Origin of the sequence: Nonomuraea sediminis (assembly GCF_018531495.1) — a bacterium.
GTDB classification, from domain to species: domain Bacteria; phylum Actinomycetota; class Actinomycetes; order Streptosporangiales; family Streptosporangiaceae; genus Nonomuraea; species Nonomuraea sediminis.
The window spans coordinates 594875-620958 of the sequence record NZ_JAHDTI010000007.1; the positions used below are offsets into that span (position 1 = coordinate 594875).

Genomic DNA, 26084 nt, shown 5'->3' on the forward strand with positions numbered 1-26084 from the left:
GATCAGAGCGGCGGCTGCCATCATCGCGGAGTGTTGTTGTCACTGGTCTACCGGTTGGTTCGGTGCTTGTTCGGCCTTGTGCCAGTTGCTGCGTCAGCTCCTCGTCCCGCTGAGCGCCGCAACAGCTTGGCACTGTCCAGCAGCCCGGCGGCGAGAATCCGCCCGTCCTGGCTCCACGTCCGGACCGCCGCGGCCGTCGCCTCCGCACCGAACCGCCAGAACCAGCCCAGGTCCCCCGGATGCAGTTGCATCGGCGCCCCGTCGTACTGTCACTCCCGCAGCACGCCCACAACCTCGCTCAGCCCGTCGACTCCCGGCTCACCCAACACAATCGCCATAACCCCCGATCACACTCCATCGCTCCGACAGTCCGCACATGGGTTTTCGGCTGGCCGACGTTGATCGAAGAGACACACTCAGCCGGCGGCAGGACACGTTCGAGAGCACCTGTCTCGTGCCGCACGCGGTCAGCGTCACGCGGATCCGTGCCGAGGTCACCACCGTGGGCGAGCACACTCCGACGTCTCACCCTTGGATGTCACACTTCGGCCGCGCGCCGAGTCTCAGAAGCATGAACCGAACGAGACGTGACGTGCTGGACGTGATCGGTGCGGGATTCCCGCGCACCGGCACCACCTCGATGAAGGCGGCGCTGGAACGGCTGGGCTTCGGCCCCTGCAACCACATGTTCGACCTGCTGAGCAACCCCGCCCAGCTCGACCGGTGGCTGACCGAGCCGCTCGACCCGGGCAAGGCCCTGGAGGGCTACCGATCGGCCCAGGACTGGCCGGCCAGCCACTTCTGGCGCGAGCTGGCCCTGGCCATCCCCGAGGCCAAGGTCGTCCTGACCGTCCGCGACCCGCGCCGCTGGTACGCCAGCATGCAGATGCTCCTCACCAGCGGCCCCCTGCACATGCGCGAGCAGGACCTGCCCGAGGAGGCCGCCGCCCTCGCGACGGCCATGCGCAAGCTGGTCCCGTTGCTGGACGGTATCGGCCAGTCGTACTTCGGCGAGGGCTGGCACTTCACCGACGGTATGCCCGACGAGGGGGTCGCCGTGGCGGCGTTCCAGCGGCATGTCGCCACCGTCCAGGAGAGCCTGCCCGCGCACCGGCTGCTGGTGTTCGACGTGCGTGACGGCTGGGAGCCGCTGTGCCGGTTCCTCGGCGTCTCGGTACCGGTGGGCGAGCCGTTCCCGCACCTGAACGACTCGGAGGCGCTGCGACGGACCTTCGAGCGCCTGATGGCCGGCGGCAGCCTCTCCGCCCCGCCGGGGAGCGAGACTTAGAGCCCGCGCAGATAGGCGGCGTAGAAGACCGGGGCAACAAGGCGGGCACAGGCCCCAGTGATCATGTAGTTGCGACGCTCTGTGACCACTGGCGAGACCTGTGCCTGTGGGGCTCAAGAACTCGAATCACTACCAGCGCAGCTCCTCGTCCGGCCGGTCCGGGTCGCCTGGGATCATGTTTCGTGATCTTGTCCGCGGTGTACGCCGTCGTCCGGCGCCTGCTGTCTCTGCCCGCACTTCTGCTACGGAGCAGCGTCTCCAAGGAGGCGGAACTGCTGGTACTACGACACCAGAACGCGGTCCTACGCCGCCAGGTGCCACGGGTGCGCTATGAACCAGCCGATCGCTTGTGGCTGGCGGCGCTCTCGCACCTGATACCCCGCAGCCAATGGGGGAAGATCTTCCCGATAACCCCAGTCACCCTGTTGGCCTGGCACCGGGCCCGCCTGCTCGGCGTGACCGCCAACCCCACCGGCCCGTGGACCGCCCAGGCTGCCCGCAACTTCCTCATCGACACCGACACCGACGCGACGAAGCTGAAGTTCTTGATCCGCGACCGTGGCGGCCAGTTCACCGATGCCTTCGATGCGGTCTTCGCCGACGCTGGCTTGCGCGTCATCAAGAGCCCACCGCAGGCCCCGAAGGCGAACGCGCACTGCGAAAGGATGATCGGCACCCTACGCCGCGACCTCCTGGACAGGATGCTCATCCTCAACGAGCGCCATCTACGCCGAACCCTCACCCGCTACCTGGAGCACTGCAACACGGCTCGGCCTCACCGCGGCATCGGACAGTTGTCCCCGTTGCAAGCCGAAACCGGACCGCCAACCCCCATCGACCTGGCCGGCCACCGAGTCCACCGCAGCTCCATCCTCGGCGGCCTCATCAACGAGTACCAGGTCGCCAGCTGAAACCGACGAGAACCGGCAGGTCAAACACCGAATCCTATTATTGAGCCCCACAGGACAGATCGGCGCCCACGACCTGGCCGTCATCGGTCGGACACCAGACCAGATTCGCCGGTGTATGTACTTGGCCGGGTGTCGGGACGGCGCCGGAGAACAGGAAGGAGGCCTGACGGATCTGTTCCACCGGCGCCTGGCGCAACTGCTCGATGTCACTGGTGCCAGATGCTCCAGCAGCTTGCCGCTGGCCTCGACCAGGCGCTGGCGGGCCGTGTCGGGGAGTGCCGCGGCCCGTTCAAGGCCCGCGCTCTGCATGATGGCGCGGATGTAGTTTTCGGCAACCGCAGTGTTCTGCGTCCCACCGCCAGCCCACGCATTGCATTTACATGGCTTGCCATATATATTCTTCGCAGACCGTGTAATAGGAGGTAGTTGTGCGCCACAAGCAGACACGCGACCTGCAACGAACTGCCCACCTCGCCAGCGGCACAGCGTTGATCGCCTACATGTATCTCAGCCCGCTCCTCGGCTCTGCCGCCGAGGCGGCAGTACGCTGGACCGTCCTGCCACTCCTTGCGGTATCCGGCCTAGCCATGTGGCAGTGGCCGAGGATCAGGCGGCTTCTGCGGTCGAAGGGGCCGCGCGCATGACCATGCTGCACCGCCAGGCTTCTCTGGGCTACCAGGTCAACCATCTGGCGAGGCTGCTAGAAAACCGGCTGCGCGACCAGATCGCGCACACCGGGGTGAAGCCTGGACAGTTCGCCCAGATGCTGGCGCTGTATGAAGAAGACAACCTTACGCAGCATGAACTGTGCGAGCGCGTCGGTATAGACCAATCGACAATGGCCCACACCCTGCGGCGAATGGAACGCGACGGGCTCATCAGCCGCACCGTGGATCCCGATGACCGGCGCCGCTCCCGCAACAAGCTGACAGACCACGCTAGAGAACTCGAGCCCGAACTGACCGAGCTTGCCAGGCAGGTCAACACACGAGCCACCACCGACATCCCCGCCGAGGAGATCGAAGCCTTCATGGCCACGCTGGCACGCATCATCGCAGACCTCGAGCGGCACTGAAGAACGCCGAAGCAGGCCTTCGTACCTGTACCGCATCAGATTTCATCGCGGGAGGCTTGATCGGCAGTTTTGACCTTCAGCCACCGCGCGAGCCACGCAGGTAGCAGGTGGCCGTCCTTGTCGGTCATCATCGTGGCGAAGGCGGCCACGCAGTCAGCGACGGCGTCCAGTTCGGGACAACGAGGTCGCAGTTTCTTCAGCCGCAGGATCTGGGCCTCGTCGAGATGGTCCGGGTGGCTGGTGAGCAGGCGCCTGGCGCGGCGGACGGTGAGTTCCTCTCCCGCCTTCGGCGCGGGCACTGTGGGTGCCGAAAATTCGTCCGCCTACGCTGAGCAGGAGTTATTAAGGTGCCGTTCACTATCATCTGAGCGAGCGCTCAACTCGGTTTGAGCAGGTGCTCAGCATCTGCACTCGGGCTGTCGTGTTGTTGCTGCTCGAGCGTTATGAGTGAGTTTTGACGCGGTACAGGAGACTGGATCGTTTCGGGGAATCATTGGCTCCCCGACAGCAGCCGAATCGCACAGCCAGTGGCAGGCCAGGCCCCTCCTCCAATGCCATGGGCACGCGCTGACGGGACCATTGACCGGGCGAAATTCCCGGCCGCGCTCGGAAAGGTGGGTGCGGATGGAAAGCCGCTCATCGATTCTGCGGGCGGTCTCGTGATGGTAGGCGCGGACAGAGTTCTGGCTCAGCCTCCGCAGCCCAAAGACGCGACCCGCATAGACGTCGATAAGGTCGATGCCGCCGCTGGGTCCGGTTGTCCAGGTGTGAGCTGACAGGCGCAGTCCGGGGCTTCCCCAAGGCCAGGTAGTCAAGGTGCTCGTGGCGCTGTCAAGCACGGGAGTTCCTGGGACGTGGGAACGGAGATCCAGTAGACAGGTGATCTTCCACAACCATCCGTCGAAGAACTGGATCTCCGTGACCCTTGCTCATCCTCGTGCGGTCTGTGCGACGCGGTGGTTTTGAAGGACGGCGATGGCCTTGCACAGATGGCCGACCTTGCTGGGGCAGCAGCGTAGCTTTCGCAGGATCTTCCAGCTCTTCAGCTGAGCATTCGCGCGCTCACGCCGACACCGGTCAAGGGGGAGCCCAGACGACTGCGCCGGCGTCACCCACACTGCATCTGGTTCGGTGACAGCCAGCACGAAAGCCCCGCACCTTCCCACCGCAAGGCAGGAAGGTGCGGGGCTCTCTCGTGCCCTGCAGGCTAGGGCCTGCCCTTAGTGCCCGTGTACAAACTGATCGTCAGATCGACTCGGGGGAGGCGGGTCGCGCGAGTCGTCGCCCCATGAGGATGATCATCGCCCACACGACCATGGCCTCGTGGTGCTCGGACGACCGTTCATAGTCGCGTACGCACCGCCTTCGCTGGGAGATCCACGACAGCGTTCTCTCCACCACCCACCTGCGGGGCAGCACCACGAAGCCGCTGACATCGTCGCTGCGCTTGACGATCTCCATCCAGGGTGATGGCCCAGGTGACGAGTTTGCCCGCGTAGGCGCTGTCGGCCCAGATCAGGGAGATCCTCTCGTACCAGTCGCGCAGGCGTTCCAGTGCGGGCTTCGTCGCGGTCCTGGACGCTGGCGGCGGTGACGATGACGACGAGCAGCAGGCCCAGGGTGTCCACGATGACGTGCCGCTTGCGGCCCTGCACCTTCTCGGCCGCGTCGTATCCGCGGGAGTCGGTGGCGACGGTCTCGGCTGCCCTCAGCGATTATGAATCGATGATCCCTGCGCTGGGTTCGGCCTGGCGCCCTTCGGCCAGTCGGACGTGTTCGCGCAGGTCGTTGTGGAGGGCGTAGAGATCGCCGTCCTGCCGCCAGCGAGTGAAGATCGCGTGGACGGTGCGCCAGGGCGGGAAGTCGGCGGGCAGATTGCGCCACTTGCAGCCGTTGTCGACCACGTACCGGATGGCGTCCACGATCAGGCGCCGGCAGTACTTCTCGGGGCGTCCACCGTTGCCATGTAACCAGGCCGGCCAGGGCATGACCGGCTCGATGGACTGCCATTCGGCATCGGTCATGTCGGTGGTGTATCGGGACGCCCGGGCAGGGTGGTCGGCTCCATGACCGTAGCGGCAGGCCACGCATGAACAGGCAGTTTCTTCATTGCGGGAGACAGCGGCGGGAGCGGTGGCGTACAACGGCGGCGACCTTCCGGTTGGTGACGGGGCTTCGATAACCGCCGTTACTACCGGAAGGTCGCTCCACGTCGCCGAAGATTCGCGCTACGTCACCGTTTCGCCCCTTTATCGCCTCACACAGCGGGCTCAGGGATCAGTTTGTACACGGGCACTAAGCCCGAGGTTGAGCCGGTTACGGTAACCAAAGGCTCTGTGGACAGGCCCAGTGTGGCGGTGCTGGTGAAACGTGTACCCCATAACGCCTCTTATGGAGTACGAGGACGTACGGGTCCGCGTCGGCCACACCGCGCAAGGTGTCCGCCACCACGGCCGCGCCGCACCCCGCAGCTCCCGCACATCCTGCCGATGCCGCGGGTTGGCCCGCCCCCGGCCTCAATCGGCGACGAGCCGGACCTCGTCCGCCTGCTCGCGCTGGCGACGCAGCTCGTAGGTGCCGGGCGCGATACCGGTGAACGCGTGTTCAGGGTGCGCGAGGTAGGCGGTAGCGCCCTCCTCGACGGTCAGCACGCCAAGCACCAGCGCGCGGCCGGACTGGTCAGGGCTGAAGAACGCCGCGCCGGTCGCGACCAGGAGGTGGGTGTTGGCCTGGGCCTGGCCACGGACGACCGGGACGCCGGAGGTGGGGATCGGGGTACGGGCCGGCTCCCTGGTGACCGGCACGACGGCGACATCGCCCTGGAACTGCAGGCCGGACAGGATGGGGATCTCGGCCTGCCGGTCGAGGTGCTCGTCGACGGTGACGCCGAAGGTGGCGATGGCCTGCTCGATGGTGGGCATCTTCTCGGGGCTCCTCAAAGGTCAGGATCGGTGCTGTGCCTGGGCGTACTGGGCAGGGGTGAGGCCGTAGGTCCAGGCGGCGGCCTCGATGGGGTCGGTGCAGTCGGCGGGGACGGTGAGGCCGAAGCGGCGGCGGGTGCCGTCCCGCTCGACGGTGCCGTTGGTGCACAGCAGGACGCGCACGCTCCTGGGGTAGACGCCCGGGGGGACGTCGTGCAGGGTGAGCGTCTGGCCGGGGTTGCCGGGGTCGGGCGCGGCGGGCCCGATCTGGGCGAGGCGGGCCTCGATGACGAAGCGGTCCCAGCCGCGGCGTTCGATGGCACAGCGGCGGATCTCGGCGTTCGGCTCGCGGATGATCTCGTCGGCGGTCAGGGTGTCGTCGATGACGGCCCGGGGGACGTGGGTGCCGTGCCAGAAGTACAGCCCGAACCCGTCGACCCAGGCGACGGCGGGTCCGTCGGGGCAGTGGAGCCGGCGCCTGGCCAGGTCGCCCTCGCCGACCTGGTCCCGGCGCAGCTCGTCTGGGGGCGGGCAGAGCAGGACGAAGTCGCGGAACGGCCACCACCACCAGGCGGCGGACGCGGACCGGTGGCCCGGCAGGCAGGCCCGCCACAGCAGGCGGATCGCGCCGCGGATCGTGTCCTGCCGCACGCCGCCCACCGCCGCGTCCACCGCCGATCGCACGACCGCGTCCGCGGCTTCGGTGACCGTGGCCCGGGTGCCGGTGGGCATGCCGCGCGGCGCGGGGTCCGCCGTCGCGGCGATCTCGGCGTGCTGGGCGGTCGCCGCCGCCCCGTGCACCGGATCGCCCGCCACGCCGTCCGCCGCGGCCTGGACGGCGTCGCGTACCACCCGCCCGATCGTCTCGCCGGCCGTGCCGTCCACGGCGCGGTGGACCGAGTCGAGGACGCGGCCGTTGCGGTGGCCGGTGGCCAGGCAGGCGGCGATCGGTGCGGCGAACGCGCCGACGAGCGGCGATGGCACCCACACGACCCGCTCCGGGAACGGGACCCCGATCTGCCGGTAGCAGGCGCGGGCGGCCAGCTCGAACGCCTGCCTCCCCTCGGCGGGGACGTCCTGCTCGTCGGTCGCGGGACGGGCCGAAGGCGGTGCGCTCACAGTGGAGACCTCCCATGCCGGCGGCCTGGCTCCGCCTCAGGACGCCGCAATGTATACCGTGCCGCGCGGAGCTGTCCACGCCCGCGATCATGCGTCCGATGGGCCGAAACGCCTGCGGGCAAGGTCATTTCGGCGATAGTTTAACGGGACTTTGTCTTGACATGTCAATGATGATCCGTACATTCGTTCGAATGGAAGTCATGGTCATCGAGGAAGCATTGCGGGCTCGTCCCGACGACTTCGCCGCGTGGCACGCGTACAGCGACCGGCTGCTGCGGCAGGGCGACGCCAGAGGCATGCTGATCCGCCTTGAGCAGCGCCTGGCACGCACCCGCCCCGCCGATCGGCCGGCCGTGGAGCGCGAGATCGCCGACCTCGTCGCGGAGCACGAGGACCGATGGGACGACGGGCTGCCGGGCAGGGCGCGGGTGCGGTCGCGCCGGTACGGCTTCGCCACGGAGGTGGCCGTCGAGTGGTCGGACGATGTCCGCGAGGTCGTGGAGCAGGTGCTGCGCGCCCCGTTCGTCACCACGCTGAGGATCACCTCGAACGCGGCGGCTGAAGAGGACGAGGACTGGGACGACGAGGACGGGGACGACGACGAGGAGTGGTCCCTGGCCGTGGACCGCGGCGAGCTGCGCCCGGGCCGCCTGGACCTGCGAGCCCTCGCCGGGCTGGACCTCGGGCGGCTCACCGAGCTCGACCTGTCCTACCTGAGCGTCGGCTTCGACGGCGCCGAACTCCTCGCCGCCCTGTTCGCGTCGGACCGGTTGCGGGCGCTCGACCTGCGGTACTGCCGCATCGCCGACACCGGCCTGGCGGCGCTCGCGGCCTGCCCGCACCTGGGCGGGCTGCGCCGCCTGCACCTGCAGCGCAACAGGGTGACCGCCGAGGGCGTGCGGTCGCTGCACAGGTTCACAGAGCTGACTGAGCTCGACCTGCGCTACAACGACCTCGGAGAGGCGGGCGCGCAGGCGCTGCTCGCCGCCCCGTTCGCCGGATCCCTCACCCGGCTGTGGCTGTACGACTCCGATGTGGGCCAGGACGGCGTGCGGAAACTGGCGCAGGCCGCGAATCTTCCGCCGGGGCTGCGGAGCATGTGGAGGTGCGTGTGAGCATCGAACTTCGGGACCGGTTCTTCGCCCTGTCGGCCGGGGACGCCCCGGCCGAGGAGATCGCCCGGTATCGGGCGGAGGTGGACGCGACCGACGCCGGACCGGCTGCGACGGTGGACGGGCTGGAGGTCTGCTGGCATCCGTCGGCGCGGTTCAAGGCCGTGCGCTTCATCGACGCCGAGCTCATCGACGAGCAGGTTCGGGAACTGTTCGCCCGGCCCAGCGCGGACGCGCCGTACCTGGCTGCCGTGTTCGCGGATCCGCACGAGCTGTCGTTTCGCACGTTCGAGAACATCGTCCCGCTGGACCGCCTCCTCGAGGCCGTGCCGCTGGAGATGGAGCTGACCGGGCGGACGGAGCACGCCGAAGGGGTGTTCTCGTTCTCACTGCGCCTGCCGGAGCAGGCCCGCGACCGGCTGGCGCGGCTGGACGGCATGAACCTGTATGTGCCGCCGCTGAACGCCGCCTCCCGGGGCGGCGAACGGTTCATCTTCCACTCGGCGCTGCTGGCCGAGGCGTTGACCGCGGCGGTGGCCGACGCGCTGCCGCCGTCCGTGGCGGAGGGGTTCTCGCACGTGAACCCGGTGTTCCGGTGCAACGGGTTCGAGCCCGGTGACGCAAATTTCCACCTGCATCGGGACACGCCGTACTACGACGCGACGCGCCGGCACATCTCCCGCTACACGCTGCTGCTGTACCTGACCGGCGGCGCGGGCTCGCCGGCGCTGGACCTGGTCGGCGGCGCCGCGCTCGGCGAGATCGGCGCCTTCACGTGTGTGATCTTCGATCAGCGGTACGAGCACGAGGGCGCCCCCTACCGCGACGGCCGCAAGGTGTTCCTGCGTACCGAGCTGATCTTCACCGCCGGCGAGGTCACCGAGGCGCCGGAGATCGGCGCGCTGTTCAGCAAGGCGTGCTACCTGACCGGCGAGAGTGTGTTCGCGCCCGAACTGGCCCGGCACGCCGACGCGTACTACAACCAGGTGGCCGCCACCCACTGGGACGGCTGGGGCGAGAGCCTCGCCCGCGAGACCTTCGTGCACAAGGAGTTCCGCGGGGTGCACTTCGTGACCAACGGCTACGACTTCTGGTTCCCCAGGACCGACGCGCTGCAGCCGGCGGAGTGCGCGGCCATCACCCTGCTCGACTACTTCAACTGCAAGCTCGGCGACACCGCGTTCCGCGCGCTGTGCCGGACGGAGGTGATCGAGGCCGAGGATGCCGGCTGGATCCCGGAGTTCCTGCGGGACAAGCACGGCCACTCGGTCATGACGCGGGTGGACAAGTCCGCGTTCTTTCCCGAGCCGGAGCGGCCCCACGGCGCGATCTGCTGCCCGTTCCACACCTCCGGGCAGTTCGACCCCACGCGCTTCGACGAGGTCGTCAAGCTCTACACCGACGCCCAGTCCTTCGCCCAGGCGCACATCCTGCCCGCGCCGATCCTCATGCTCGGCGAGGACGTGGCCCTCGACCCGGACCGGTTCGTCATCCAGGACGGCCTCATCCACGTGCTCGGCAAGAACGCCCTCACTCCGGTCAACTTCGCCGCCTGCTGGAACGACGAATCCATCCCCGAGGACTACGTGGTCGTCGCGGCCAGGGTCGGCGTGGAGCAGTTCCTCGTACCACCGATCATCTACAACGAGGCCGCCGGCTGCCGCCACCTCAGGTTCGACTTCTTCCGCAACTCCTGGATGGTCGGCCACCAGCGGGCCACCATCCCCGTTCCCAGGATCACCGAGCTGAGCTGGGCCGATCCCGAGGACAGCCAGGCCTGGCGGCGCGAGGTGGACGACTCCCTCATCGACGACGAGCACCCGCTGGAGCCCAGCGACCTGTGGGACGACGAGGAGGACGACTGGGACGACGAGGACCAGGAGTGAACGGCCGGGCCCGGCCCGCGCTGGGCCGGGCTCCGGCGGCAGGGACGGTGACTTTCAGACGGACGACGTCAGAGCGATGGCCGAAGTCTGTCGCGCCGTCCCAGCCGTGATCGTCCCGTTCTCGACCGCCGAGGTCGTGCACCAGTGCTCGAACTCCCGCCAATGCGACCGTGAGACCGACACCAGCGCGTTGCGGTACTGCTCCCCTTCCACCGTGAACGTGTTCCAGCGGTGCACGGTGGCACACGCTCCGAGATCGGCGGGTGCCGTGGGAGGCCGGACGGCAACTGGAGCGCGATATGGTCATCGGCGCGATGCCGGAGTCCGGCGATCGATCTTGCAGCCGGGTTCAGTGGGTGCTTTCGACCTCGACCGCAGTCGGTGATTTGAAGTCCTCGTGGGTGTGTCGGCCGCAGACCAGGACGGGCCACTGGTCGGGGTCGGGGTCGGTGGTCAGCCAGCACAGGATGTCGGGACGAGGTGATGCCCCAGGCGAGGATGTGGTTCGGGTCGATGTCGAGGCCTTCTTGACCGCCCAGCATCTCCCAGGTGTAACGGGCGTTCTCCGTCTCCTCCTCGAAGGTCCCGGGGTCCCACTGGATGTATTCCTTGGGCAACGGCATGAGGATGCCGACTTCGGCGAACGAGCCGGCGCCATAGATGGACATGAAGGCCATGTAGTCATGCGGGAACCGCGTGCCCCACCGCGCCTCTGCTGCCGACCAGCCGATTCCCTCGTCCGCGCCGAGATCTGAAGGCAAGATCTTGGTCAGCGCTGCGATACCCGTCGGGTCTTCCACGGCCATCCCTTCGACGACGTGGCCGGGAGTCTACGAGGTCACTGTGCCTGCCGAGAATGTCATCCGCGTGTCTAGCGAATCCACAGATCGGACGCGGTGACCGAATATTCGAGCCCCACAGAGGCGGCGAGGACCGGAGTCCCCGCCGCCCGATACCGCTGAGCTGTCACTGCCCTCCAGGGACGCCGTTTCCGGGCTCAGGGTAGGAGCCCTGGGTCTGCGCGTTCAGGCGCTCCATCTTGACGCTGTTGGCCTGGTTGACGCGCGGGTCGTCGACCTTCAGCACATCGAGGCCCAGGTTGAAGTCCGAGCCGTAGATGTAGCCGTTGTAGTAGTAAGCGGACCAGAAACCACCGTCGAGTGGCGGGGCGGTGTTGTCGGGGCCGCGCTCGAAGTAGGCGATCTCGTGCGCGTTGGCCGAGTCGGTGAAGTCGATGACCGAGATGCCACCCTGATACCAGGCCTGGACCATGATGTCGCGGCCTTTGACCGGGATCAGCGAGCCGTTGTGCGCGACACAGTTCTCGCTGTCGGCCTGGACGCGCGGGATCTTGAAGTAGCCCTTCTTCACCAGTTGGCCGCCGACGATGTCGTAGTAGGCGTCCGCGCCCCGGTTGGCGGCGAACGTCGTGTTGCAGGTGGCCCTGCCGCCACCGCCGAGCTCGTCGGTGAAGATGACCTTCGTGCCCTCGTTGTTGAAGGTGGCCGAGTGCCAAAAGGCGAAGTTGTCGTCGCGGACCCGGGCGGTGACCTTCGGGTGCTCGCGGTCGGAGATGTCCATCAGGATGCCGTCACCCATGCAGGCTCCGGCGGCGATGTCCTTCTCCGGATAGGCGGTGATGTCGTGGCAGCCGGTGGTCTTCGACTTGCCGTCTGGGTAGGGCAGGGGCACGCCCGGGTTGCCACCGTCATCGTCAGCGAACAGGTCCGGCATCGCCACGACCGCGGCGGCGGTCGGGTTGGCCACCGGCACCTTGATGATCGAGATCAGGTCGTGCGGCGGCCGGCAGTCGGGGAAGTTGTCGTTGGGGTTGTAGGACGAGACATAGATGTAGACGTTCTCGCCGGTCTTGTCGGGGACCAGGGTGTTGGTGTGGGAACCACAGTTGGTCTCGACCGACTTGATGTACTTGGGGTTCGCCTTGTCGCTGACGTCGAAGATCCGGATGCCCTCCCACGACGACTTGATCGACGCGCTCTGGGCCGTGCTGTGGCACGAGTCGTCGGTGCGCGAGGAGTCGACGGAGCCGAACAGCAGGTTGCCGTAGACGGACATGTCCATCTGGCCACCTGGGCAGACCACCGAACTGACCAGGGACGTCTGCTTGGGGTGCTTGATGTCGTAGATCGAGAAGCCGTAGTAGTTGCCCACGTAGGCGTAGTCGCCCTGGAACGCCATGTCCGTGTGGATGTCGGCGAGGGCAGTGGGCTTGGGCACGTTGGTGACGTGTTGGACATTGGAGCTCATGACGATCTCGCCCGGCCCCGGGATGTCGGCGGCCTGAGCGGGCATCGCGGCGACGGCTAACGCCACGGCAGCGCCGAGCAGGACTATGGCCCTGCGGGGGGTGAACACTTCAGATCCTCCTATAAAGGGGACATAAATGTAAGAAATCTTCACCCATGAGCGACATGTCAGGCCAGCATGCAATCTGTCAATAAGAATGCCCGTTTGACGTCTTTCCTATGATCCGTTTGGCGGTCTAGAGTGCGCACTCTCGACAGGCTCAGTCAAGGAGGCCACTTGCGCGCCGCGCTCATCGTCATCGCGGGCACGGCGATTGCCCTGTCGGCATGCAGTCCGAGCACCCCGCCCCGGGCCGACTCGACCGCGCCGGTGGTCGCGCCCGGCAAGCCGGGCGAGATCGCCAAGACCTTGTCACCGAGCGAGGCCGCCACCGCCGTGCCCGGTCCCACCGCGAACGCGGCGGACGTGACGTACGTCCAGGACATGATCGTCCATCACAAGCAGGCCGTCGACATGGTGGTCCTCGTACCCAGCAGGGCCGAGTCCGCCACACTCAAGAGCCTGGCGTCGCGGATCAAGGACGCCCAGGGGCCCGAGATCCAGTACATGACCGCCTGGCTGCAGGAGCAGGGCCAGCGGGTGCCCGACCATCACGCCATCCACACCGGCATGCCGGGCATGGCCACGCCCGAGCAGATGGACGCGCTCAAGGCGGCCTCGGGCAAGGAATTCGACATGCTGTTTCTGCAGCTGATGATCAACCACCATCTCGGCGCCATCAAGATGTCGGAACAGGTGTTGATCAAGGGGTCGCACACCAAGATCGAGGAGCTCGCCAACGAGGTCAGCGTGGAGCAGGCGACGGAGATCCGCCGCATGCAGGAGATGCAGGCCGGTTAGCTGCCGAGCAAGTGAACAGGATCCACCGATCCCCACCCGCCCTCGGTCGCCAAACGAGCAAGTACCCGCCTGGGCGCTACAGGCTGAGCCAGCAGTAGAGACGATGTTTTCGTACCTGGGCTTGAACGGCCAGATCTACCAGTCTCCCAAGGAAGTCGGCCAGGAGGTCGGGTTCGGAGTTGACGTACTCGTAGGTTGCCGCCCAGCGTTCTGCGATTGGCAGTAGCTGGTCTGGGGTCACTCCAGCGAGTCCGTCCCTTAGGCGGTCGGTCAGCGCGACGATCCAGGTTCCCTCACCCTCGGTCTCTGAGGTGATCACATCCGCGAATCGCGGGTCCTGCGAGATCTGGTCGAAAGACAGCCCTGTTAGGACGGCCTCAAGCTTTCCAAGACCGATGTCAGGCCCAATCCCCTTGAGAGCGCCGAGGCTCGCGAATCCGGCGTCTTCTGCTCCGGTCTCGAAGGCAGTCATCGCCGAGGCGTCGTCGGCCGCACTGAAGTACTCATACAGGTTGCCCATGTACGAACCCTGGCATAGCCGATTCGCCTGCTGGTCACGTCCACGGGTGTGGTGTATGAGTTGATCTTCGCGTGATCCTGCTTCTGTCGGTTAAGTGGTAAGTGTCTGCGAGATTGGGTTGTGTGTGGGTGTGTCGCCGGGGATCACTCGCCTTCGGCCATCCAATCGCGTGTCCGTGGTGAGCCTCGGCAGCCTTGCGATAGAGGGGATGGCGTAGCAGTACAGCAACCGAAATCGAGCATCAAGATCAACAAGGATCGGCGGCGTCCTCCACGAGTACTCACGTGCCGCTTGACCTGCATGGACGGAACTTTCGGCAGGCGCACAAGCGAAGCCACTCCTGGTCATGACCTGGGCGGATGTAATTATCGGCAGGAGCAGGACTCGTGCCTGACATCTGTGCCATCGCGCGGCTACAGCCTCGGCCGCACCAGGATGTCCTCCCGCATCACCCGGTTCAACGCCCGCGACTAGCCGCGGCCATCAACACGGTCACCGCGCGCCGCGATCCGAGCCTCCGTCAGCCCGATGTGTTTGATGCCCGCGTCCAGCACCTCCTGGCCGCAGATCAGAAACATGGCGTCCAGGGCCTGCCGCCACGCAATCTCCGCCTGCCGGGCATCCGCCTCGGGCTGCAGCAGCTCATGCATGAGCGCATTCCATGCCGCCCAGTAGGCGGCGTACGTCTCCCGCCGCTCCTATCCGTTCTCCTCACCGCGAGCGGCAGCGTAGGAGAGTTCGGATGCGGCAGACCCGTCGAGCCATCGGCTGAGCGCGGTTGCGGCCTCGGTGATGTCGTCGGCGCCCATCCTCCAGCACAGAGCCGTTCCTCCCTGCTCTCGGAAGGCAGCGCAGTTGTTCGCTAAGTCATCAATGAGCAGCGCGTCATGGAAGGACATGCCGTGTCGACTCAGCCAGGGCCCGAAGAAGCGGACGATACCTTCGCTCTTGAGTACTGCGACATCGCTTGAACAGATTATGTCGTCGCAGACGAAGGACCACTCGGCCAACGTTGTCGCCGGACGGTGGCCAGTCGGGCGCCGGGTCTTGCGCACCCGCCTGAAAGTGCCGGCGAAGCAATCCGCGTTGTCGGTGGACACGACGATCGAGGCACGCGTCTTGATCTCGCGGAGCATCTCGCACAACGGAACGTTGACCCGCATCCGGGCGCAGTCGGCCAGTAACCGGCGCTGGAGGAAGTCGTCGCGGAACCGGCGGTCCAGCTTGATCCCCATGCCTGCGATCACCTGAGCGGAGGACACCTCACCCTTCATCCAGGCGTGAGCCCGGTCGCCAGTGAAGATCAGCGCGAGGCTCTCCACCAGTTGCGAGTGAAGTGGATGCCGGTCGTTGTCTCGGATGGACACCCAGAAGGGGTCGCAAGAAAGCACACCGTGCCAATCGACGAATACCACCCTGTCCGGGACGGCACTTGCTTCATCGCTTCGATTTCTCCCATTGGCAAGCATGTTGCTGGGGGCCTCAGTGAGCCTGAACGCCGTGCGCTTGAAGCCGAGAGATGATCAGCTCTCGGAGCTCGCGTTCTTGCGTGGCTGTGTCATGACGCCCTGTGCCATCAGCGGCTGCGGCCCAGCGTTCGAGGACATCGATCGTGAGAAGCCACTGGGCGATCGTGAGTTTGGGTTTCACGATCTCGTCCGGCGGCGGCCACTCACCGGAGCCGGGAACGCCGGGTGTCCAGTGGGCGATCTGATCCCAACCGGCCCTTCGGATGCTGCGCGCGAGGTCGGCCCGTCGGCGATCACCGTTCACTGTCTCAACGCTGGCGTCATTGTCCATGGATGCGTCGATGAGCCCCCACTGGCGGAGAGGCATCGCGATGATCAGGCCAACACTCATGCGAGGCATGCTGCCGAGATCACGAAGGGTGGTCAAGGTGATCAGTAGGCGCCGGGTATGGCGGCGCCGAGAATGGGGCGGCGAAGGTGCTCTGGGGTGATCACGACGCCGGTGATCCGGCTGGCGATTGCCAGGGCGGCCGGGATGGCGTTGTCGATGCGGTCGTCGGCGGCTGGATCAATACCCAGCTCACGAAGGTAGCGATTGAGCCGGTCAGGATCCGTGCCACGCCTCTCGATGGGGAAGGTCGGGTCGATGTCGTTGAGATATTCCCCGTCGACGGCGTAGGCGAGGCAGTGCCGAGCGGCGTAGTCATGTCGCATCACCGCCACTGCCTGCCCGCCGTCGCGTTCTCGTCGGCCTATCCAGCGTCCGAGCTCTTCGACAACGCCAAGGAGATCAGCGCGGCCGGCCTTTCCCTCAACGTGCTGTGCCAGAGCTACCCGGATCACCAGCTCAAGCGGCTGCTGGACAGCGGTACCCGGATTCGGTGTCTCTTTCTCGACCCCAACGGGAGCGGCATCCGAGCCCGCGAAGCCGAAGAGCTGTACACCGACGGGACGCTGACCACGCTGACCGCCCTCAACATTACGATGCTGACCAAGCTGCGCGATCGACTCGCGCCCGACTCCGCCGAACGGTTGGAGCTGCACGTCTACGACGAGACGATCCGCTTCAACATCCTGATCATCGATGGGGCCAAGTGCGTGGTCCAGCCCTACCTTCCGCAGGCACGCGGAGTCGACTCCCCGACATTCGTGATCACTGATAACACCGCGTCCGACGGGCTGTTTCCCGTCTTCGACCAGGTGTTCACCGATATGTGGAAGCGGAGCAAGCCTGTATGACGCTCGATACTCGGTCCCTTCTACCCATCGCCGAGCACGCTGTCACCATCGCCACCGAGATCATCAGAACCAAGCTGCCCGGCATCATCACGGCCAAAGGTGATCGCGACATGGCCACCGAAGTGGACTACGCCGTCGAGGAAGCCGTCCGCGACTTCCTCGCCCGCGAGACCCCCGAGATCGGATTCCTCGGAGAAGAGGAAGGCGTCAGCAGTGTGGGGGACGGTCTCATGTGGGCCCTCGACCCGCTGGACGGCACCGCAAACTTCCTGCACGGAATCCCGCTGTGTGGTGTCTCGTTGGGGTTGGTCGATGATGACAGGCCCACGCTCGGGGTGATCGAGTTGCCGTTCCTGGCGACTCGCTACACCTGCGCCCAGGACCACGGCGCCAAGATCGACGGCAGGACGATCCGGGCTAGCGACACCGAGGACCTGGACGCCGCAATCGTTGCCATCGGCGACTACGCGGTGGGCAACGATGCCGAGACCCGCAACCGGCCTCGTCTTGCCCTCACGCAAGAGCTTGCCGCCCGCGTTCAGCGCGTCAGGATGTTCGGATCGGCCGCCATCGATCTCGCATGGGTTGCCGACAGCAAGGTCGACGCCAGCATCATGCTGGCCAACAATCCTTGGGACACCGCCGCCGGGGTGCTCATCGCGCGCGAGGCCGGAGCGACCGTAGTCGACATGGATGGCAGCCCACACACCATGAACTCACGAGCCACCATCGCCGCTGGCCCCAAGCTCATCGCCGACCTCGTCGAACTCATCGCCGAAGCCCAGAAGACCGCAAAGTCATAGCGTGTACTGCCGAATTGTTCTTATAGGTATCAAGAGCGGCGCTGCGCGCCGCCATGCGGCCCGAGCGCGGCCACACGCTGCGCGTGCGGCCTGGGGGCCGTTCTCGCGCGCGCCCGCCACTCGGGCCGCAGTCAATAGGAAGGGCCAGCCTGCTACAACGTCATGACATGATTCCGCGGGCAGCTCTCGCAAGGATCGCAGCAACACGTTGACCAGCCTTTATCGCGTGCCCGCCCGCAGCCGGAATGCACCGCCTGAGGTTGGGGTCGTACTGCGTCATCACGATGCCCGCGTGATTCGTCTCCAGCTCATGCAGATGCACCGGCCAAGCGTGGTCGCGCAGCACCCCGGCGAACTCGCGTGAGTGCTCCACGTCCACCAGCTCGTCATTAACCCCATGCATGAGCCAGAAAGGAATGGGATCCAGATCTCCGTTCACCACGGCTTCGAGCGGCACCCTCGCGGAAGTGGGAGTCGGCCGACCATAGCCTGTGGCCAAGCACGCCACTGCCGAAGGCCGCCAGCCATCGGCGGCCGAGACGTCCACGGCGATCCCTGACGCCGCCTGAGCCCCCCGCGACCAACCTGCCAGAAGCACGCGATGTGGATCTCCACAGAACGCTTGAGCCCGTGCCCGCAAGAAGGCGATCGACGCCAGCAGATGAGCACGTCCTCCATCCGGAGCGTCAGAGCGCCAATCGGGCACGAACACCACGACGCCAAGCTCCGCAGTGGCTCGTGCCAAAGGCTCCAGAACGGTCCGCTCGTCGGGGCCGCTTCCGTGCCAGAGCAGCATCACCGGATCCGACTCCGCGTTCGCACGGCGGTAGACATCCAACAACTTGCCCGTAGCGTCGTAAACAATGCCGCGCTCGACGTGAAGAGTCACATTGCCTCCAGAGGACTTTCCGTACTTCGTGCCTCCGGCGGGGGGCTCCGACTCCGAGATGATCGCCGAGCAGTGCCTGCGACGGAGGCTCATAGGTGGCTGAGGTGGAAGCCTGATCATTCCGCCCGCCATCGACCCGGCACAAGCCGAGCGGGCCAGGGCCACGGGTACCAGATCGTTCGTCCGGTGGGGCGCTCCATCTGGTACCCGTGGCCCTGGCCCGCTTCCCCTTCGGGCGGGTCGACGGCGGACGGGATGATCAGGCAGGGCGGGATGCGCGCGTCGCGCGAGAAATACCAGGTCGCGGGCTGATCGCCGGGACATTAAGAGGGGTGACCAGGGGTCAACCACGGTCGCTCAGACCGGCTTTCTGCCCAGCTCAGCACCTCAGCAGGCCGTGATCGATGCAGTTCCCAAGCTGAGCGCGGGTTCGATTCCCGTCACCTGCTCTCAATGCATGTGGCGCGCGCTTGCCGCACAAGCAAGATCTAGACTGCGCGCGAAATGATCTGTCCCGATACAAGTCATACACTCAGACGCTATGGCGATCGACACGTCGGGCGATCTCTGGCGAGGCGAGGATTTCGAGGATCTTGCCGACTTTCTCCGCGAGTACCAGCCGGGCGGCTACGCCGTCGAGCGGGTGAGCGAGGCAGTGTGCGCTGGATGCGCGGGTAAGAACTTCAACGTCATGGCCGATGACGTTGAAGGGTGCGTACAACGTGTCTGTGTCGTATGTGGGGATGCCTCGTATGTTGCTGACAGTGCCGACTGTATGGGTGAGGCCGACCTTGATGAGTGTGCCTGCCCGTGTGGGGGCGAGGAGTTCGCTGTAGCAGTTGGGTTCGCATTCCGTGGTGACGGTGAAGTGCGCTGGATCAGCGTTGGGTTGCGCTGCCTGGAAGACGGAAGTCTGGGCGTGTATGCAGACTGGAAGATCGACTACAGTCCCACGGCTCACCTGTTGGAACTGAGTTGACGTACCGCTCAACTACAGCCTCATCGATAGGGGACTGTGGCGTGCCCGTTCCCCCGGTGATCAGCGGGGAGTCACGGGAACTCATGGTCACTCGACCGGCATATGCCCAGGTCAGCGCTTCTCCTGTTCAGAGGCCATGATCTCGAAAGACTTCCCAAGCTGACAGTGCACGTAGGCCGCTGCTACCACCTCAGGTGGCGACCTTCACGCGCGTGGAGTCCTGGCAGCTCAAGTGATCGGGGAGCGGTTCAACTCGCCCCTGCGACACCAACAGGTCATGGTCGCACCGACGGGATCTGAAACCGTCAGTTGTGTTTGGGGAGTGCTCTCTAGATCATCTCGCTGGTGGGGACAGTGTAGGGCGGGCAAACCAAGATCCGGGACATTTGCGGGACGCCATCGATTCGGCCTTGCCCGCGACCAGGCTGCATCCAGCTCGGAGGTGGCTGTTCACTGCGGTCATCCACTTCTAATCCGACGGTCGCAGGTTCGAATCCTGCAGGGCGCGCTTTGATCATGGTCTGACCTGCGGGTATGCGGGATCGGATGCGTTCTAGAATTTTCGTCTAGCGGTTGCGTGCTCCCTACGTGCTCGCGTGCACGAACCCCGCACACGCCATGATCCATTCGCTGTCTCCAGCCTTGCGGGAAGAGCGGCGGCGCCGCCTCGCCGCGAAGAGGCGGCGATCACGGGGCCGGATGCTTAATCCGACTGTCAGCCTCGTATCGAGATGAGTTTTCCGGGCGCGGCCTGGTCTTCCTTGCCGAACAGCAGGGCCGCGCCAGGCGGACCACGCCGGGAGAACGCGGAGATGCCTCATGATCGGTGAGACGGGCACCTTGTGGACCGTCTCATCGAACTTGAGGCACCGCAGGCCAGAGGCGCTCCATGCCTCAGATTGAACGAGACGGAACAGAGGGGGTCCGCCGTTGCCGCAGCGAACCCCGCTCCAAGCAGCACGCCCGTGTTACGAGCACGGTCCCCGTAGACGGGCAGGCTCTGGTCAGCCGCTCACCAGTGGCACGTGGCACGGGCCGCGGATGCGGTCACGGTGTGGGTGTCATTGGCCTGATGGGGTTGGTTGGCCAAGATGAGGGTCAGCCGTCCGGGCCCGGGGACCGGCCAGGTGCCCAAGGTGACCCAGCTGCCGCGGTGGGCTGTCTGGTCGATGGTGACGGGTCCGGCCAGGTGCGGCGGGGTGGTGTTGTCGTCGTCGAGGTAGTAGTAGGCGGTGCCGGCCGAACGTCGGTCGTCGGCGATGAAGGCCTCGATGGTGCATCGCGCCTCGGGCCGGGTGTCGAAGTACCAGTTGACCAGTTGAGTGGCGTGGCCCAGTTCGGAGCCCACCTGCATGAACAGGGCGGTGCCGGTGCAGCCGTCCTTTGTCCAGCCTCCACCGGCCGGTCTCCAGCCGGGGTCGGCGTAGGACCATTCCTTCCGGCAGCCGATGCCGTGTACCGCGCTCCAGCGCACGGCCCCGCCGCCGGCCTCGTCAGGCGGGGCGGTGGCGGGGCGTGCGGCCGGGTCTACCGAGGTGGTGCCGTGGGCCGGCGGCGTCGAGAGGGATAAGGCGGACGCGGAGGAGGGGTTGCGTCCCGAGGTGGCAGCGGCGGTCGGATCGTGCAACAGCTGCCACAGTCCGAAAATGACGGCAGCAACAGCTCCTGTGGTCCCGGCGGCGATCGCGACGGCCTTGTGTCGCCCGCGCCGTCTGGGCGACCGGCGCCGGGCGGATGACTCGGCCGCGCCGGTGAGCTCGGCCGCTCCGGCCGGTGCCGACGGCGGGGTTGCAGGCTCGGTTGTCTCGGCGTCGGCAGGCTGCCCGCCCGGCTGTGCGGCGCGCTCGGGCTGGGCGGTGTGGATACGGTTGCGGCACTGCACCCACGGCCGCGGATCTTCGTCCAGCGCCGTGACCAGAGCGCGGACCTGGTCGGCCGCGGGCAGCCGGATGCCGTTGAGCAGATCACCGATCGTCGGCTTGGAGATGTGCGTTTGGCCGCCAAAGCGCGTAGCGACACCTCTTGACGGACGGGTGGACGAACTGCGTGAGCGGGTCAACGCCGGCGACGGACACGCCACCAGGCGGCTGGTCGCGCTGCTGGCCGAGCAGGGTCGGGTGGATGAACTGCGTGAGTGGGCCAAGGCCGGCGACCTGTACGCCGTCAGGCGGCTGGTCGAGCTGCTGACCAAGCACGGCCGGGTGGAGGAGGCCCTGGCGATCCTGCGCGAGCGGGCCAACGCAGACGACTGGTACGCCGCCGGGCGGCTGGTCGAGCTGCTGGCCGAGCACGGCCGGGTGGACGAGGCCGAGCGGATCCGCCGCTATGGATTGGCCGCTGATTGACGGTCGCATCGAAGCCGCGCGATTCTGCATGTTTACCCGACAGGATCAGGGTTCTGAGTTGTCGGCGCTACTTGGCGGCTGGGGACGCCTTCGGGTGCAGGACGCCGTGTCAATAAGCGCTGCCGCCGCGACACGCTGACCAGGGGTTACGGCTAGCGCCGCGGCGGCCGCGAAGGCCTCGCCGGCGCGCGAACTCGGCGCCGCCATACCATCGTTCACCTGGGGAGACGCTTATTGACACAGGCGGTTGGCCGGCGGCCGGTTCTTAAGACTTCCGGTCTGGCGTACGCGGGGTGCCGTTAACCAACGTGACACCAGCCGCCATATAGGCCCTGAGATGCGAAATCAGCCTCCCGGTCCCAGCTCAGCTCGCATCGTTGGCTGTACGACGGGAGGTCGCCCCGCTCGCGAGCTCGGGTACGTATCTGTAGATCGTGGAGCGGCTGACGCCGAGCAGGCGGGCGATGGAGGAGACGGTGTTCTCCGGCCGGGTGAGCAGGTCGCGGGCGTCCTTGGCCCGCGAACGCGATCACGGGGTTGAGGAACCGGCGGACAGCCGTTGGCGCTTTCCTCAACTCCGGTACGGCCCCGGGCGTCTCTGGTCACCGGAAGCGCGACGCGCAGGCGTCACCGGGCGTACGCCTGCGACCAGGTCAAGGTTGCGCGTGCCGATCGAGACCGAGCGTGGCGATGAGGTCTTCATGGAGCTGGAACCAGACGCGATGGCAGGAGTCGACGTCGGTGCGGTCCACCCAGGCGCTTTCCCCGGCTCGGGCGCGCGCCAGGGCTGCGACGAATCGGGTGTCGTAACCACCCAACCGTGCCAGGACGCTCCCGAGCCGGTCGGCCAGCGGCGTGAGCGCGCGGGAGATGTCGGCGAGCTCGTGGAAGACCCTGGCGTCCCAGGCGGGATCGCAGTGGTCGTTGGCGGCGAGCCGGTCGCCGGCGGTGGGCCGGAGTTGCCAGTCGGTACAGGCCCGTAGCAGGAGGGCGTTCAGCGGGAGGAACTCGCGGTAGACGTCAAGGACCTCGTCGGCGCCACCGACGCGTGCGAGCTCGGCCGCGAGCTGGCGCTCGTTCTCGGCTCGTCCCGGTTCGGTCAGCGACCAGCCCCCGGTGCCTGCGAAGGCGGCGTGCCCGACCCAACCGCGCGCCTCGGCGTCGCGCAGCAGCTCCTCGGTCTGGGCCGCGTCGAGCCCGTACCGCTGCGCGATCACCGGGGTGTCCGCGAACCCGAGGATGCGCACCGCGTGCAGGGCCAGCAGGCCGAACGGAGAGTCGCGCGTCACGAGCCGGCGTCCTGTCGCGCTGTCAGGCGGTTGTAGTGCTGCTGGCACGCCTGGGGGGAGTTGAATCCCATCGCGTTCGCCATCTGCGCCCAGGTCAGCCCGACGCTGCGGGCGGTGAACAGCAGGGCGGATTCGAGTCCTTCGACTTCGGCGCGTGCGGCGGGCAGGAGAGCCAGCGCGCTCAGGACGTCCTCCAGGTCCAGGTCGGCGTTGCGCCAGACGGCGAACTGGACGAGGTCGACCGCCGACAGCGGGGCCGGCGGGGGGCGCCACGGACGGGCGTCGAGCGCGTCCGCGCCCAGGCGCAGAAGTCGTTCGCTCGCGTCGCGTTCGCGGTCGGCCTGGGCGTGGTCTGCGCGCCCGATGTGAGTGATGTCCTGCTTGCGTGACATGCCTTCCATAATCCAAAATCAATAAATTGTTGTCAATCTTTCATTGAAAGGCGGGTGGATGATCGTACCCCTCATATCGGCTGCCGCCGACACGTGCGGAGGCAAGGCCGGTGCGCTCGGCGCGCTGCTTCGCGCGGGACTGCCGGTTCCCGACGGCTTCGTCGTGTCGTTCGCCGCTTACCGCGCCGCCGTCCGGGACCTGGACCTCGAGCGGTTCGTCGGCGAGCCGGACCATCTCGACGCCGTGCGGCGGGCGATCGAGGCCCGCCCGGTCCACGCCACCCTGATCGACGAGCTCGGACGCGCGCTTGACGAACTCGGTGATCCGCCCGTCGCGGTGAGATCATCCGCCGCGTATGAGGACACCGGCCAGGCGTCGGCGGCCGGTCAGCACGACAGCTTTCTCGCCGTGCGCGGAGTCGGCGCGGTCACCGACGCCATACGCGCCTGCTGGGCTTCGCTGTTTACTTCGCGCGCCGTCGACTACCGGGGCGACTCCGGCCGCGGCGGCCGGCCCTTCGCCGATCCCGTCATGGCCGTCCTCGTGCAACGCCATCTGGACGCCGAGGTGTCCGGGGTCATGTTCACCCCCGCGGACCCGCACGACGCGATCCGCATCGAGGCGTCCTGGGGGCTCGGCCCCAGCATCGTCGGCGGCACGGTCACCCCTGACGCCTACCGCGTCGCCGAGGACGGGTTGGTTACCCACACGATCGCGCACAAACTGACCCGCCTTGACCGGCGCTGCAGGCAACTCGTCGTGTCCGACGTGCCCACCGGTGCCCGCGACCGGCCGACGATCGACGGCGCGACCGCCAAACTGCTCGCCGAGCTGGGCAAGAAGATCGCCGCCGTACGCGGTGGACCGCAGGACATCGAGTGGACGATCGCCGATGGCCGTACCTGGATCCTGCAGGCACGGCCGGTCACCGCCGCACCCCCGGCGTGGCCCTCGCCTGCCGCTCACACCTCGGCCGCCGAGCCCACGCTGACCGGAGCACCGGGCAGCCGCGGGGTGGCGACCGGCCCCGCGCGGATCGTCCGCGGTCCCGGCGACTTCGCGCGCGTGCACCCGGGCGACATCCTCGTCTGCCCCTTCACCGACCCCGCCTGGACGCCGCTGCTGCGCATCGCGGCCGGCGTCATCACCGAAACCGGAGGCGTGCTCTCCCACGCCGCGATCGTCGCTCGCGAGCACGGCATCCCCGCGGTCCTCGGCATTCCGAACGCGACGAGCAGACTCCACGACGACAGCGCCATCACCATCGACGGCGCCACCGGCACCGTCACGGCGGCCAACGCGTGACCGATCCTCTGCCTCTCCGGCCGGGGAGCCTTCACCCGACAGCCGCACCCACGTCACCCACGGATCGAAAGGAGACGGGAAGCGGGCCCACGCGGGCACCGCGTCCCAACTGCTCATGACCACGCGACACCTCTACCTGGCACGCCACGGCGCGGCCGACGCATTCGGGAACCTCACCGACATCGGCCGCCGGCAAGCGGGCCTGCTGGGCCAACGGCTCGCCGGCCTACCGGTCGACGTCGTGTGGCACTCTCCGCTACCGCGCGCCGCAGCCAGCGCGCACGAACTCGCCCGGCACCTGCAGAACGCGCCCGTCGCCGAGGCCGCCGAACTTACCGACCATGTGCCCTACGTTCCCCAAGCTGCCGAAACACCCCCATCCTGGGTCGGATTCTTCGACGGCTACGACGACGCCGAGGCGGCCTCGGGCCACAAGCTCGCCGAGGCCCTGGTCGGCCGGTTCGCGAAGTCCCCCGACACAACCGCGGCAGGAACCCGGCGCGACACTCACGAGGTTCTGGTGACACACGCCTACCCGATCGCGTGGCTGGTGCGGCACGCCCTGGACGCGCCGCCATCCCGGTGGCTCGGCCTGAACAGCGCCAACACCGCGCTGACGGTCATCGACTACCGCACCGACCTGCCGCCGACGCTCGTGATGTTCAACGATATGAGCCACCTCCCGGCCGACCTGCGCTGGACCGGGTTCCCCGACGGCATGAGGGCATGAGGCGGCTCCTCAAGGCCCGTACGCGTCTGCCGGCTCCACCTGGGCCTACTACATTGCTTCGATGGCCGGTGACGCGGGCTGGGGTGATGCGCACGATCGAGCGGTGGATGGCCGTGGGCACTGGTCGCTTCGCCATTCAGCAGGAGCACTACATACGGCTGAACTGGTATTGGGCCCGTGCCCTCGTCGGCGATGACCCCGCCGGTATCGCGGCGGAGGCCGAACAGTTCCTGGCCGGGACGCTGGTCGACCCGCCGCGATGGGGCGTCGCGTACCACCATGCGCTGAGCGCCGAGATGTGGCTGGGCGCCGGGATGCCGGACGAGGCGGGCGTCGCCCTCGACCGAGCGGACCAGGCTCTTGATGCCTACGGTCACGCTGCGCCGAAGGACTGGTCCTGCTGCTGCAGGCGCGCTTGCTCCACGCTCGCGGCGAACCCGCCGAAGTCGTCCGAGTCGCTGCCGAGAAGGCCCGCGACCGGTCCAGCGAACGCGGGTCTCACCTCTTTGCCCGCCGCGCCGAGAAGCTCCTTGCCGAGCTTTGAAGGCACTGCTCAGCGCCAGAACGCCATGGGAAAGGCGATCGGAAGCGATAGCCGAGGCCAGATTTCGGTGAGCGGATGAACGGGTGAACGAGGCAGGCG

Annotated in this window: 30 protein-coding genes and 1 pseudogene; 13 read left to right on the top strand and 18 right to left on the bottom strand. The window is 67.0% G+C overall.

The annotated features are described in order from the left end of the window. Positions 1 to 595 precede the first annotated feature (595 nt). The 3 genes from KIK09_RS31225 to KIK09_RS31235 all read left to right on the top strand — a co-directional run bounded on the left by KIK09_RS31225 (position 596) and on the right by KIK09_RS31235 (position 3274). Positions 596 to 1288, top strand: a complete 693-nt coding sequence (locus KIK09_RS31225) for a sulfotransferase family protein (RefSeq protein ID WP_372455698.1) — start codon at positions 596 to 598, stop codon at positions 1286 to 1288. Between the two features lie 197 nt (positions 1289 to 1485). Continuing rightward, positions 1486 to 2199, top strand: a complete 714-nt coding sequence (locus KIK09_RS60185; RefSeq protein WP_214322970.1) for an integrase core domain-containing protein — start codon at positions 1486 to 1488, stop codon at positions 2197 to 2199. Positions 2200 to 2794: 595 nt separating this feature from the next. Beyond that, positions 2795 to 3274, top strand: coding sequence for a MarR family winged helix-turn-helix transcriptional regulator (locus KIK09_RS31235; RefSeq protein WP_308164384.1), 480 nt, complete (start codon positions 2795 to 2797; stop codon positions 3272 to 3274). Positions 3275 to 3309: 35 nt separating this feature from the next. On the opposite strand, the gene KIK09_RS31240 is transcribed toward KIK09_RS31235, so the two are convergent. The 6 genes and pseudogenes from KIK09_RS31240 to KIK09_RS31255 form a co-directional block, all read right to left on the bottom strand. Then, positions 3310 to 3573: a hypothetical protein gene (locus tag KIK09_RS31240; protein ID WP_214322971.1), complete on the bottom strand. Its 264-nt coding sequence runs from the start codon at positions 3571 to 3573 to the stop codon at positions 3310 to 3312. 946 nt (positions 3574 to 4519) lie between these two features. Continuing rightward, positions 4520 to 4735, bottom strand: a complete 216-nt coding sequence (locus KIK09_RS60675) for a transposase (protein ID WP_372455692.1) — start codon at positions 4733 to 4735, stop codon at positions 4520 to 4522. A 104-nt stretch (positions 4736 to 4839) separates the two neighbouring features. Then, a pseudogene (locus KIK09_RS60680) lies at positions 4840 to 4986 on the bottom strand (transposase); the annotation flags it as partial. A gap of 3 nt (positions 4987 to 4989) precedes the next feature. Beyond that, positions 4990 to 5298 carry a transposase gene (locus KIK09_RS60685; protein WP_372455693.1) on the bottom strand — a complete coding sequence of 103 codons (309 nt, stop codon included), beginning with the start codon at positions 5296 to 5298 and terminating at the stop codon, positions 4990 to 4992. 492 nt (positions 5299 to 5790) lie between these two features. Next, a complete protein-coding gene (locus KIK09_RS31250; protein WP_214322972.1) occupies positions 5791 to 6195 on the bottom strand; it encodes a DUF8820 family protein in 405 nt (134 codons plus the stop codon). A gap of 21 nt (positions 6196 to 6216) precedes the next feature. Then, a complete protein-coding gene (locus KIK09_RS31255; protein ID WP_214322973.1) occupies positions 6217 to 7314 on the bottom strand; it encodes a DUF6745 domain-containing protein in 1098 nt (365 codons plus the stop codon). Between the two features lie 191 nt (positions 7315 to 7505). On the opposite strand from KIK09_RS31255, the gene KIK09_RS31260 reads away from it, so the two are divergent. Both KIK09_RS31260 and KIK09_RS31265 read left to right on the top strand, forming a co-directional pair. Then, on the top strand, positions 7506 to 8429 hold the full coding sequence (locus KIK09_RS31260) for a leucine-rich repeat domain-containing protein (RefSeq protein ID WP_214322974.1): 924 nt from the start codon (positions 7506 to 7508) through the stop codon (positions 8427 to 8429). After that, positions 8426 to 10312 (top strand): hypothetical protein, encoded by a 1887-nt coding sequence (locus KIK09_RS31265; RefSeq protein WP_214322975.1) that lies wholly within the window; start codon positions 8426 to 8428, stop codon positions 10310 to 10312. The genes KIK09_RS31260 and KIK09_RS31265 overlap by 4 nt, the downstream gene beginning before the upstream one ends. A gap of 54 nt (positions 10313 to 10366) precedes the next feature. Here the strand turns inward: KIK09_RS31265 and KIK09_RS31270 are convergent, their stop codons facing one another. Continuing rightward, a complete protein-coding gene (locus KIK09_RS31270; protein ID WP_214322976.1) occupies positions 10367 to 10549 on the bottom strand; it encodes a hypothetical protein in 183 nt (60 codons plus the stop codon). A gap of 729 nt (positions 10550 to 11278) precedes the next feature. After that, a complete protein-coding gene (locus KIK09_RS31275; protein ID WP_214322977.1) occupies positions 11279 to 12688 on the bottom strand; it encodes an LVIVD repeat-containing protein in 1410 nt (469 codons plus the stop codon). Positions 12689 to 12856: 168 nt separating this feature from the next. On the opposite strand from KIK09_RS31275, the gene KIK09_RS31280 reads away from it, so the two are divergent. After that, positions 12857 to 13480, top strand: coding sequence for a DUF305 domain-containing protein (locus KIK09_RS31280; protein WP_214322978.1), 624 nt, complete (start codon positions 12857 to 12859; stop codon positions 13478 to 13480). Between the two features lie 76 nt (positions 13481 to 13556). Here KIK09_RS31280 and KIK09_RS31285 read toward each other — a convergent pair whose 3' ends face one another. The 5 genes from KIK09_RS31285 to KIK09_RS31305 form a co-directional block, all read right to left on the bottom strand. Further along, the gene (locus tag KIK09_RS31285) at positions 13557 to 14000 is read right to left on the bottom strand and encodes a hypothetical protein (protein WP_214322979.1); all 444 of its coding nucleotides are present in this window, start codon (positions 13998 to 14000) and stop codon (positions 13557 to 13559) included. Between the two features lie 470 nt (positions 14001 to 14470). Continuing rightward, positions 14471 to 14650 (bottom strand): hypothetical protein, encoded by a 180-nt coding sequence (locus KIK09_RS31290; RefSeq protein WP_214322980.1) that lies wholly within the window; start codon positions 14648 to 14650, stop codon positions 14471 to 14473. A gap of 48 nt (positions 14651 to 14698) precedes the next feature. Further along, positions 14699 to 15322, bottom strand: coding sequence for a hypothetical protein (locus tag KIK09_RS31295; protein WP_214322981.1), 624 nt, complete (start codon positions 15320 to 15322; stop codon positions 14699 to 14701). A 160-nt stretch (positions 15323 to 15482) separates the two neighbouring features. Further along, positions 15483 to 15860: a hypothetical protein gene (locus KIK09_RS31300; protein WP_214322982.1), complete on the bottom strand. Its 378-nt coding sequence runs from the start codon at positions 15858 to 15860 to the stop codon at positions 15483 to 15485. Positions 15861 to 15901: 41 nt separating this feature from the next. Further along, entirely contained in the window at positions 15902 to 16183 is a 282-nt protein-coding gene (locus KIK09_RS31305) for a DUF6461 domain-containing protein (protein ID WP_214322983.1), read from the bottom strand. Between KIK09_RS31305 and KIK09_RS31310 the strand changes: the two genes are divergently transcribed. Then, a complete protein-coding gene (locus KIK09_RS31310) occupies positions 16157 to 16708 on the top strand; it encodes a DUF5919 domain-containing protein (protein WP_214322984.1) in 552 nt (183 codons plus the stop codon). The two genes, KIK09_RS31305 and KIK09_RS31310, sit on opposite strands and share 27 nt — an antisense overlap. Beyond that, positions 16705 to 17511: an inositol monophosphatase family protein gene (locus tag KIK09_RS31315; RefSeq protein WP_214322985.1), complete on the top strand. Its 807-nt coding sequence runs from the start codon at positions 16705 to 16707 to the stop codon at positions 17509 to 17511. Before KIK09_RS31310 ends, KIK09_RS31315 begins: the two co-directional genes overlap by 4 nt. A gap of 160 nt (positions 17512 to 17671) precedes the next feature. Here the strand turns inward: KIK09_RS31315 and KIK09_RS31320 are convergent, their stop codons facing one another. Continuing rightward, complete coding sequence (locus KIK09_RS31320) at positions 17672 to 18400, bottom strand: alpha/beta hydrolase (RefSeq protein ID WP_214322986.1); 729 nt, start codon at positions 18398 to 18400, stop codon at positions 17672 to 17674. A gap of 541 nt (positions 18401 to 18941) precedes the next feature. Between KIK09_RS31320 and KIK09_RS31325 the strand changes: the two genes are divergently transcribed. Beyond that, positions 18942 to 19379 carry a hypothetical protein gene (locus tag KIK09_RS31325; protein WP_214322987.1) on the top strand — a complete coding sequence of 146 codons (438 nt, stop codon included), beginning with the start codon at positions 18942 to 18944 and terminating at the stop codon, positions 19377 to 19379. A 1012-nt stretch (positions 19380 to 20391) separates the two neighbouring features. On the opposite strand, the gene KIK09_RS31330 is transcribed toward KIK09_RS31325, so the two are convergent. After that, entirely contained in the window at positions 20392 to 21438 is a 1047-nt protein-coding gene (locus KIK09_RS31330; RefSeq protein ID WP_214322988.1) for a hypothetical protein, read from the bottom strand. Between KIK09_RS31330 and KIK09_RS31335 the strand changes: the two genes are divergently transcribed. Beyond that, positions 21413 to 21724 carry a hypothetical protein gene (locus tag KIK09_RS31335; RefSeq protein WP_214322989.1) on the top strand — a complete coding sequence of 104 codons (312 nt, stop codon included), beginning with the start codon at positions 21413 to 21415 and terminating at the stop codon, positions 21722 to 21724. The two genes, KIK09_RS31330 and KIK09_RS31335, sit on opposite strands and share 26 nt — an antisense overlap. Positions 21725 to 22088: 364 nt before the next feature. Here the strand turns inward: KIK09_RS31335 and KIK09_RS31340 are convergent, their stop codons facing one another. The 3 genes from KIK09_RS31340 to KIK09_RS31350 all read right to left on the bottom strand — a co-directional run bounded on the left by KIK09_RS31340 (position 22089) and on the right by KIK09_RS31350 (position 23405). Beyond that, a complete protein-coding gene (locus tag KIK09_RS31340; RefSeq protein ID WP_214323039.1) occupies positions 22089 to 22223 on the bottom strand; it encodes a helix-turn-helix domain-containing protein in 135 nt (44 codons plus the stop codon). Positions 22224 to 22377: 154 nt separating this feature from the next. Continuing rightward, complete coding sequence (locus tag KIK09_RS31345) at positions 22378 to 23013, bottom strand: transcriptional regulator (protein ID WP_214322990.1); 636 nt, start codon at positions 23011 to 23013, stop codon at positions 22378 to 22380. Next, positions 23010 to 23405, bottom strand: a complete 396-nt coding sequence (locus tag KIK09_RS31350; RefSeq protein ID WP_250573987.1) for a DNA-binding protein — start codon at positions 23403 to 23405, stop codon at positions 23010 to 23012. The genes KIK09_RS31345 and KIK09_RS31350 overlap by 4 nt, the downstream gene beginning before the upstream one ends. Positions 23406 to 23463: 58 nt before the next feature. Between KIK09_RS31350 and KIK09_RS31355 the strand changes: the two genes are divergently transcribed. The 3 genes from KIK09_RS31355 (at position 23464) to KIK09_RS31365 (ending at position 26064) form a co-directional block, all read left to right on the top strand. Beyond that, positions 23464 to 24711, top strand: a complete 1248-nt coding sequence (locus KIK09_RS31355) for a PEP/pyruvate-binding domain-containing protein (RefSeq protein WP_214322992.1) — start codon at positions 23464 to 23466, stop codon at positions 24709 to 24711. Positions 24712 to 24826: 115 nt separating this feature from the next. Further along, positions 24827 to 25441 (top strand): histidine phosphatase family protein, encoded by a 615-nt coding sequence (locus tag KIK09_RS31360; RefSeq protein WP_214322993.1) that lies wholly within the window; start codon positions 24827 to 24829, stop codon positions 25439 to 25441. Between the two features lie 86 nt (positions 25442 to 25527). Continuing rightward, entirely contained in the window at positions 25528 to 26064 is a 537-nt protein-coding gene (locus tag KIK09_RS31365; RefSeq protein WP_214322994.1) for a hypothetical protein, read from the top strand. Positions 26065 to 26084 lie beyond the last annotated feature (20 nt).

Coding starts and splice junctions, on each gene's coding strand:
- KIK09_RS60675 (WP_372455692.1), bottom strand. CDS start 4,735: ATGGAGATCGTCAAGCGCAGCGACGATGTCAGCGGCTTCGTGGTGCTG.
- KIK09_RS60685 (WP_372455693.1), bottom strand. CDS start 5,298: ATGACCGATGCCGAATGGCAGTCCATCGAGCCGGTCATGCCCTGGCCG.
- KIK09_RS31250 (WP_214322972.1), bottom strand. CDS start 6,195: ATGCCCACCATCGAGCAGGCCATCGCCACCTTCGGCGTCACCGTCGAC.
- KIK09_RS31260 (WP_214322974.1), top strand. CDS start 7,506: ATGGAAGTCATGGTCATCGAGGAAGCATTGCGGGCTCGTCCCGACGAC.
- KIK09_RS31285 (WP_214322979.1), bottom strand. CDS start 14,000: ATGGGCAACCTGTATGAGTACTTCAGTGCGGCCGACGACGCCTCGGCG.
- KIK09_RS31290 (WP_214322980.1), bottom strand. CDS start 14,650: ATGCATGAGCTGCTGCAGCCCGAGGCGGATGCCCGGCAGGCGGAGATT.
- KIK09_RS31300 (WP_214322982.1), bottom strand. CDS start 15,860: ATGAGTGTTGGCCTGATCATCGCGATGCCTCTCCGCCAGTGGGGGCTC.
- KIK09_RS31305 (WP_214322983.1), bottom strand. CDS start 16,183: ATGCGACATGACTACGCCGCTCGGCACTGCCTCGCCTACGCCGTCGAC.
- KIK09_RS31315 (WP_214322985.1), top strand. CDS start 16,705: ATGACGCTCGATACTCGGTCCCTTCTACCCATCGCCGAGCACGCTGTC.
- KIK09_RS31325 (WP_214322987.1), top strand. CDS start 18,942: ATGGCGATCGACACGTCGGGCGATCTCTGGCGAGGCGAGGATTTCGAG.
- KIK09_RS31350 (WP_250573987.1), bottom strand. CDS start 23,405: ATGTCACGCAAGCAGGACATCACTCACATCGGGCGCGCAGACCACGCC.
- KIK09_RS31355 (WP_214322992.1), top strand. CDS start 23,464: ATGATCGTACCCCTCATATCGGCTGCCGCCGACACGTGCGGAGGCAAG.
- KIK09_RS31360 (WP_214322993.1), top strand. CDS start 24,827: ATGACCACGCGACACCTCTACCTGGCACGCCACGGCGCGGCCGACGCA.
- KIK09_RS31365 (WP_214322994.1), top strand. CDS start 25,528: ATGCGCACGATCGAGCGGTGGATGGCCGTGGGCACTGGTCGCTTCGCC.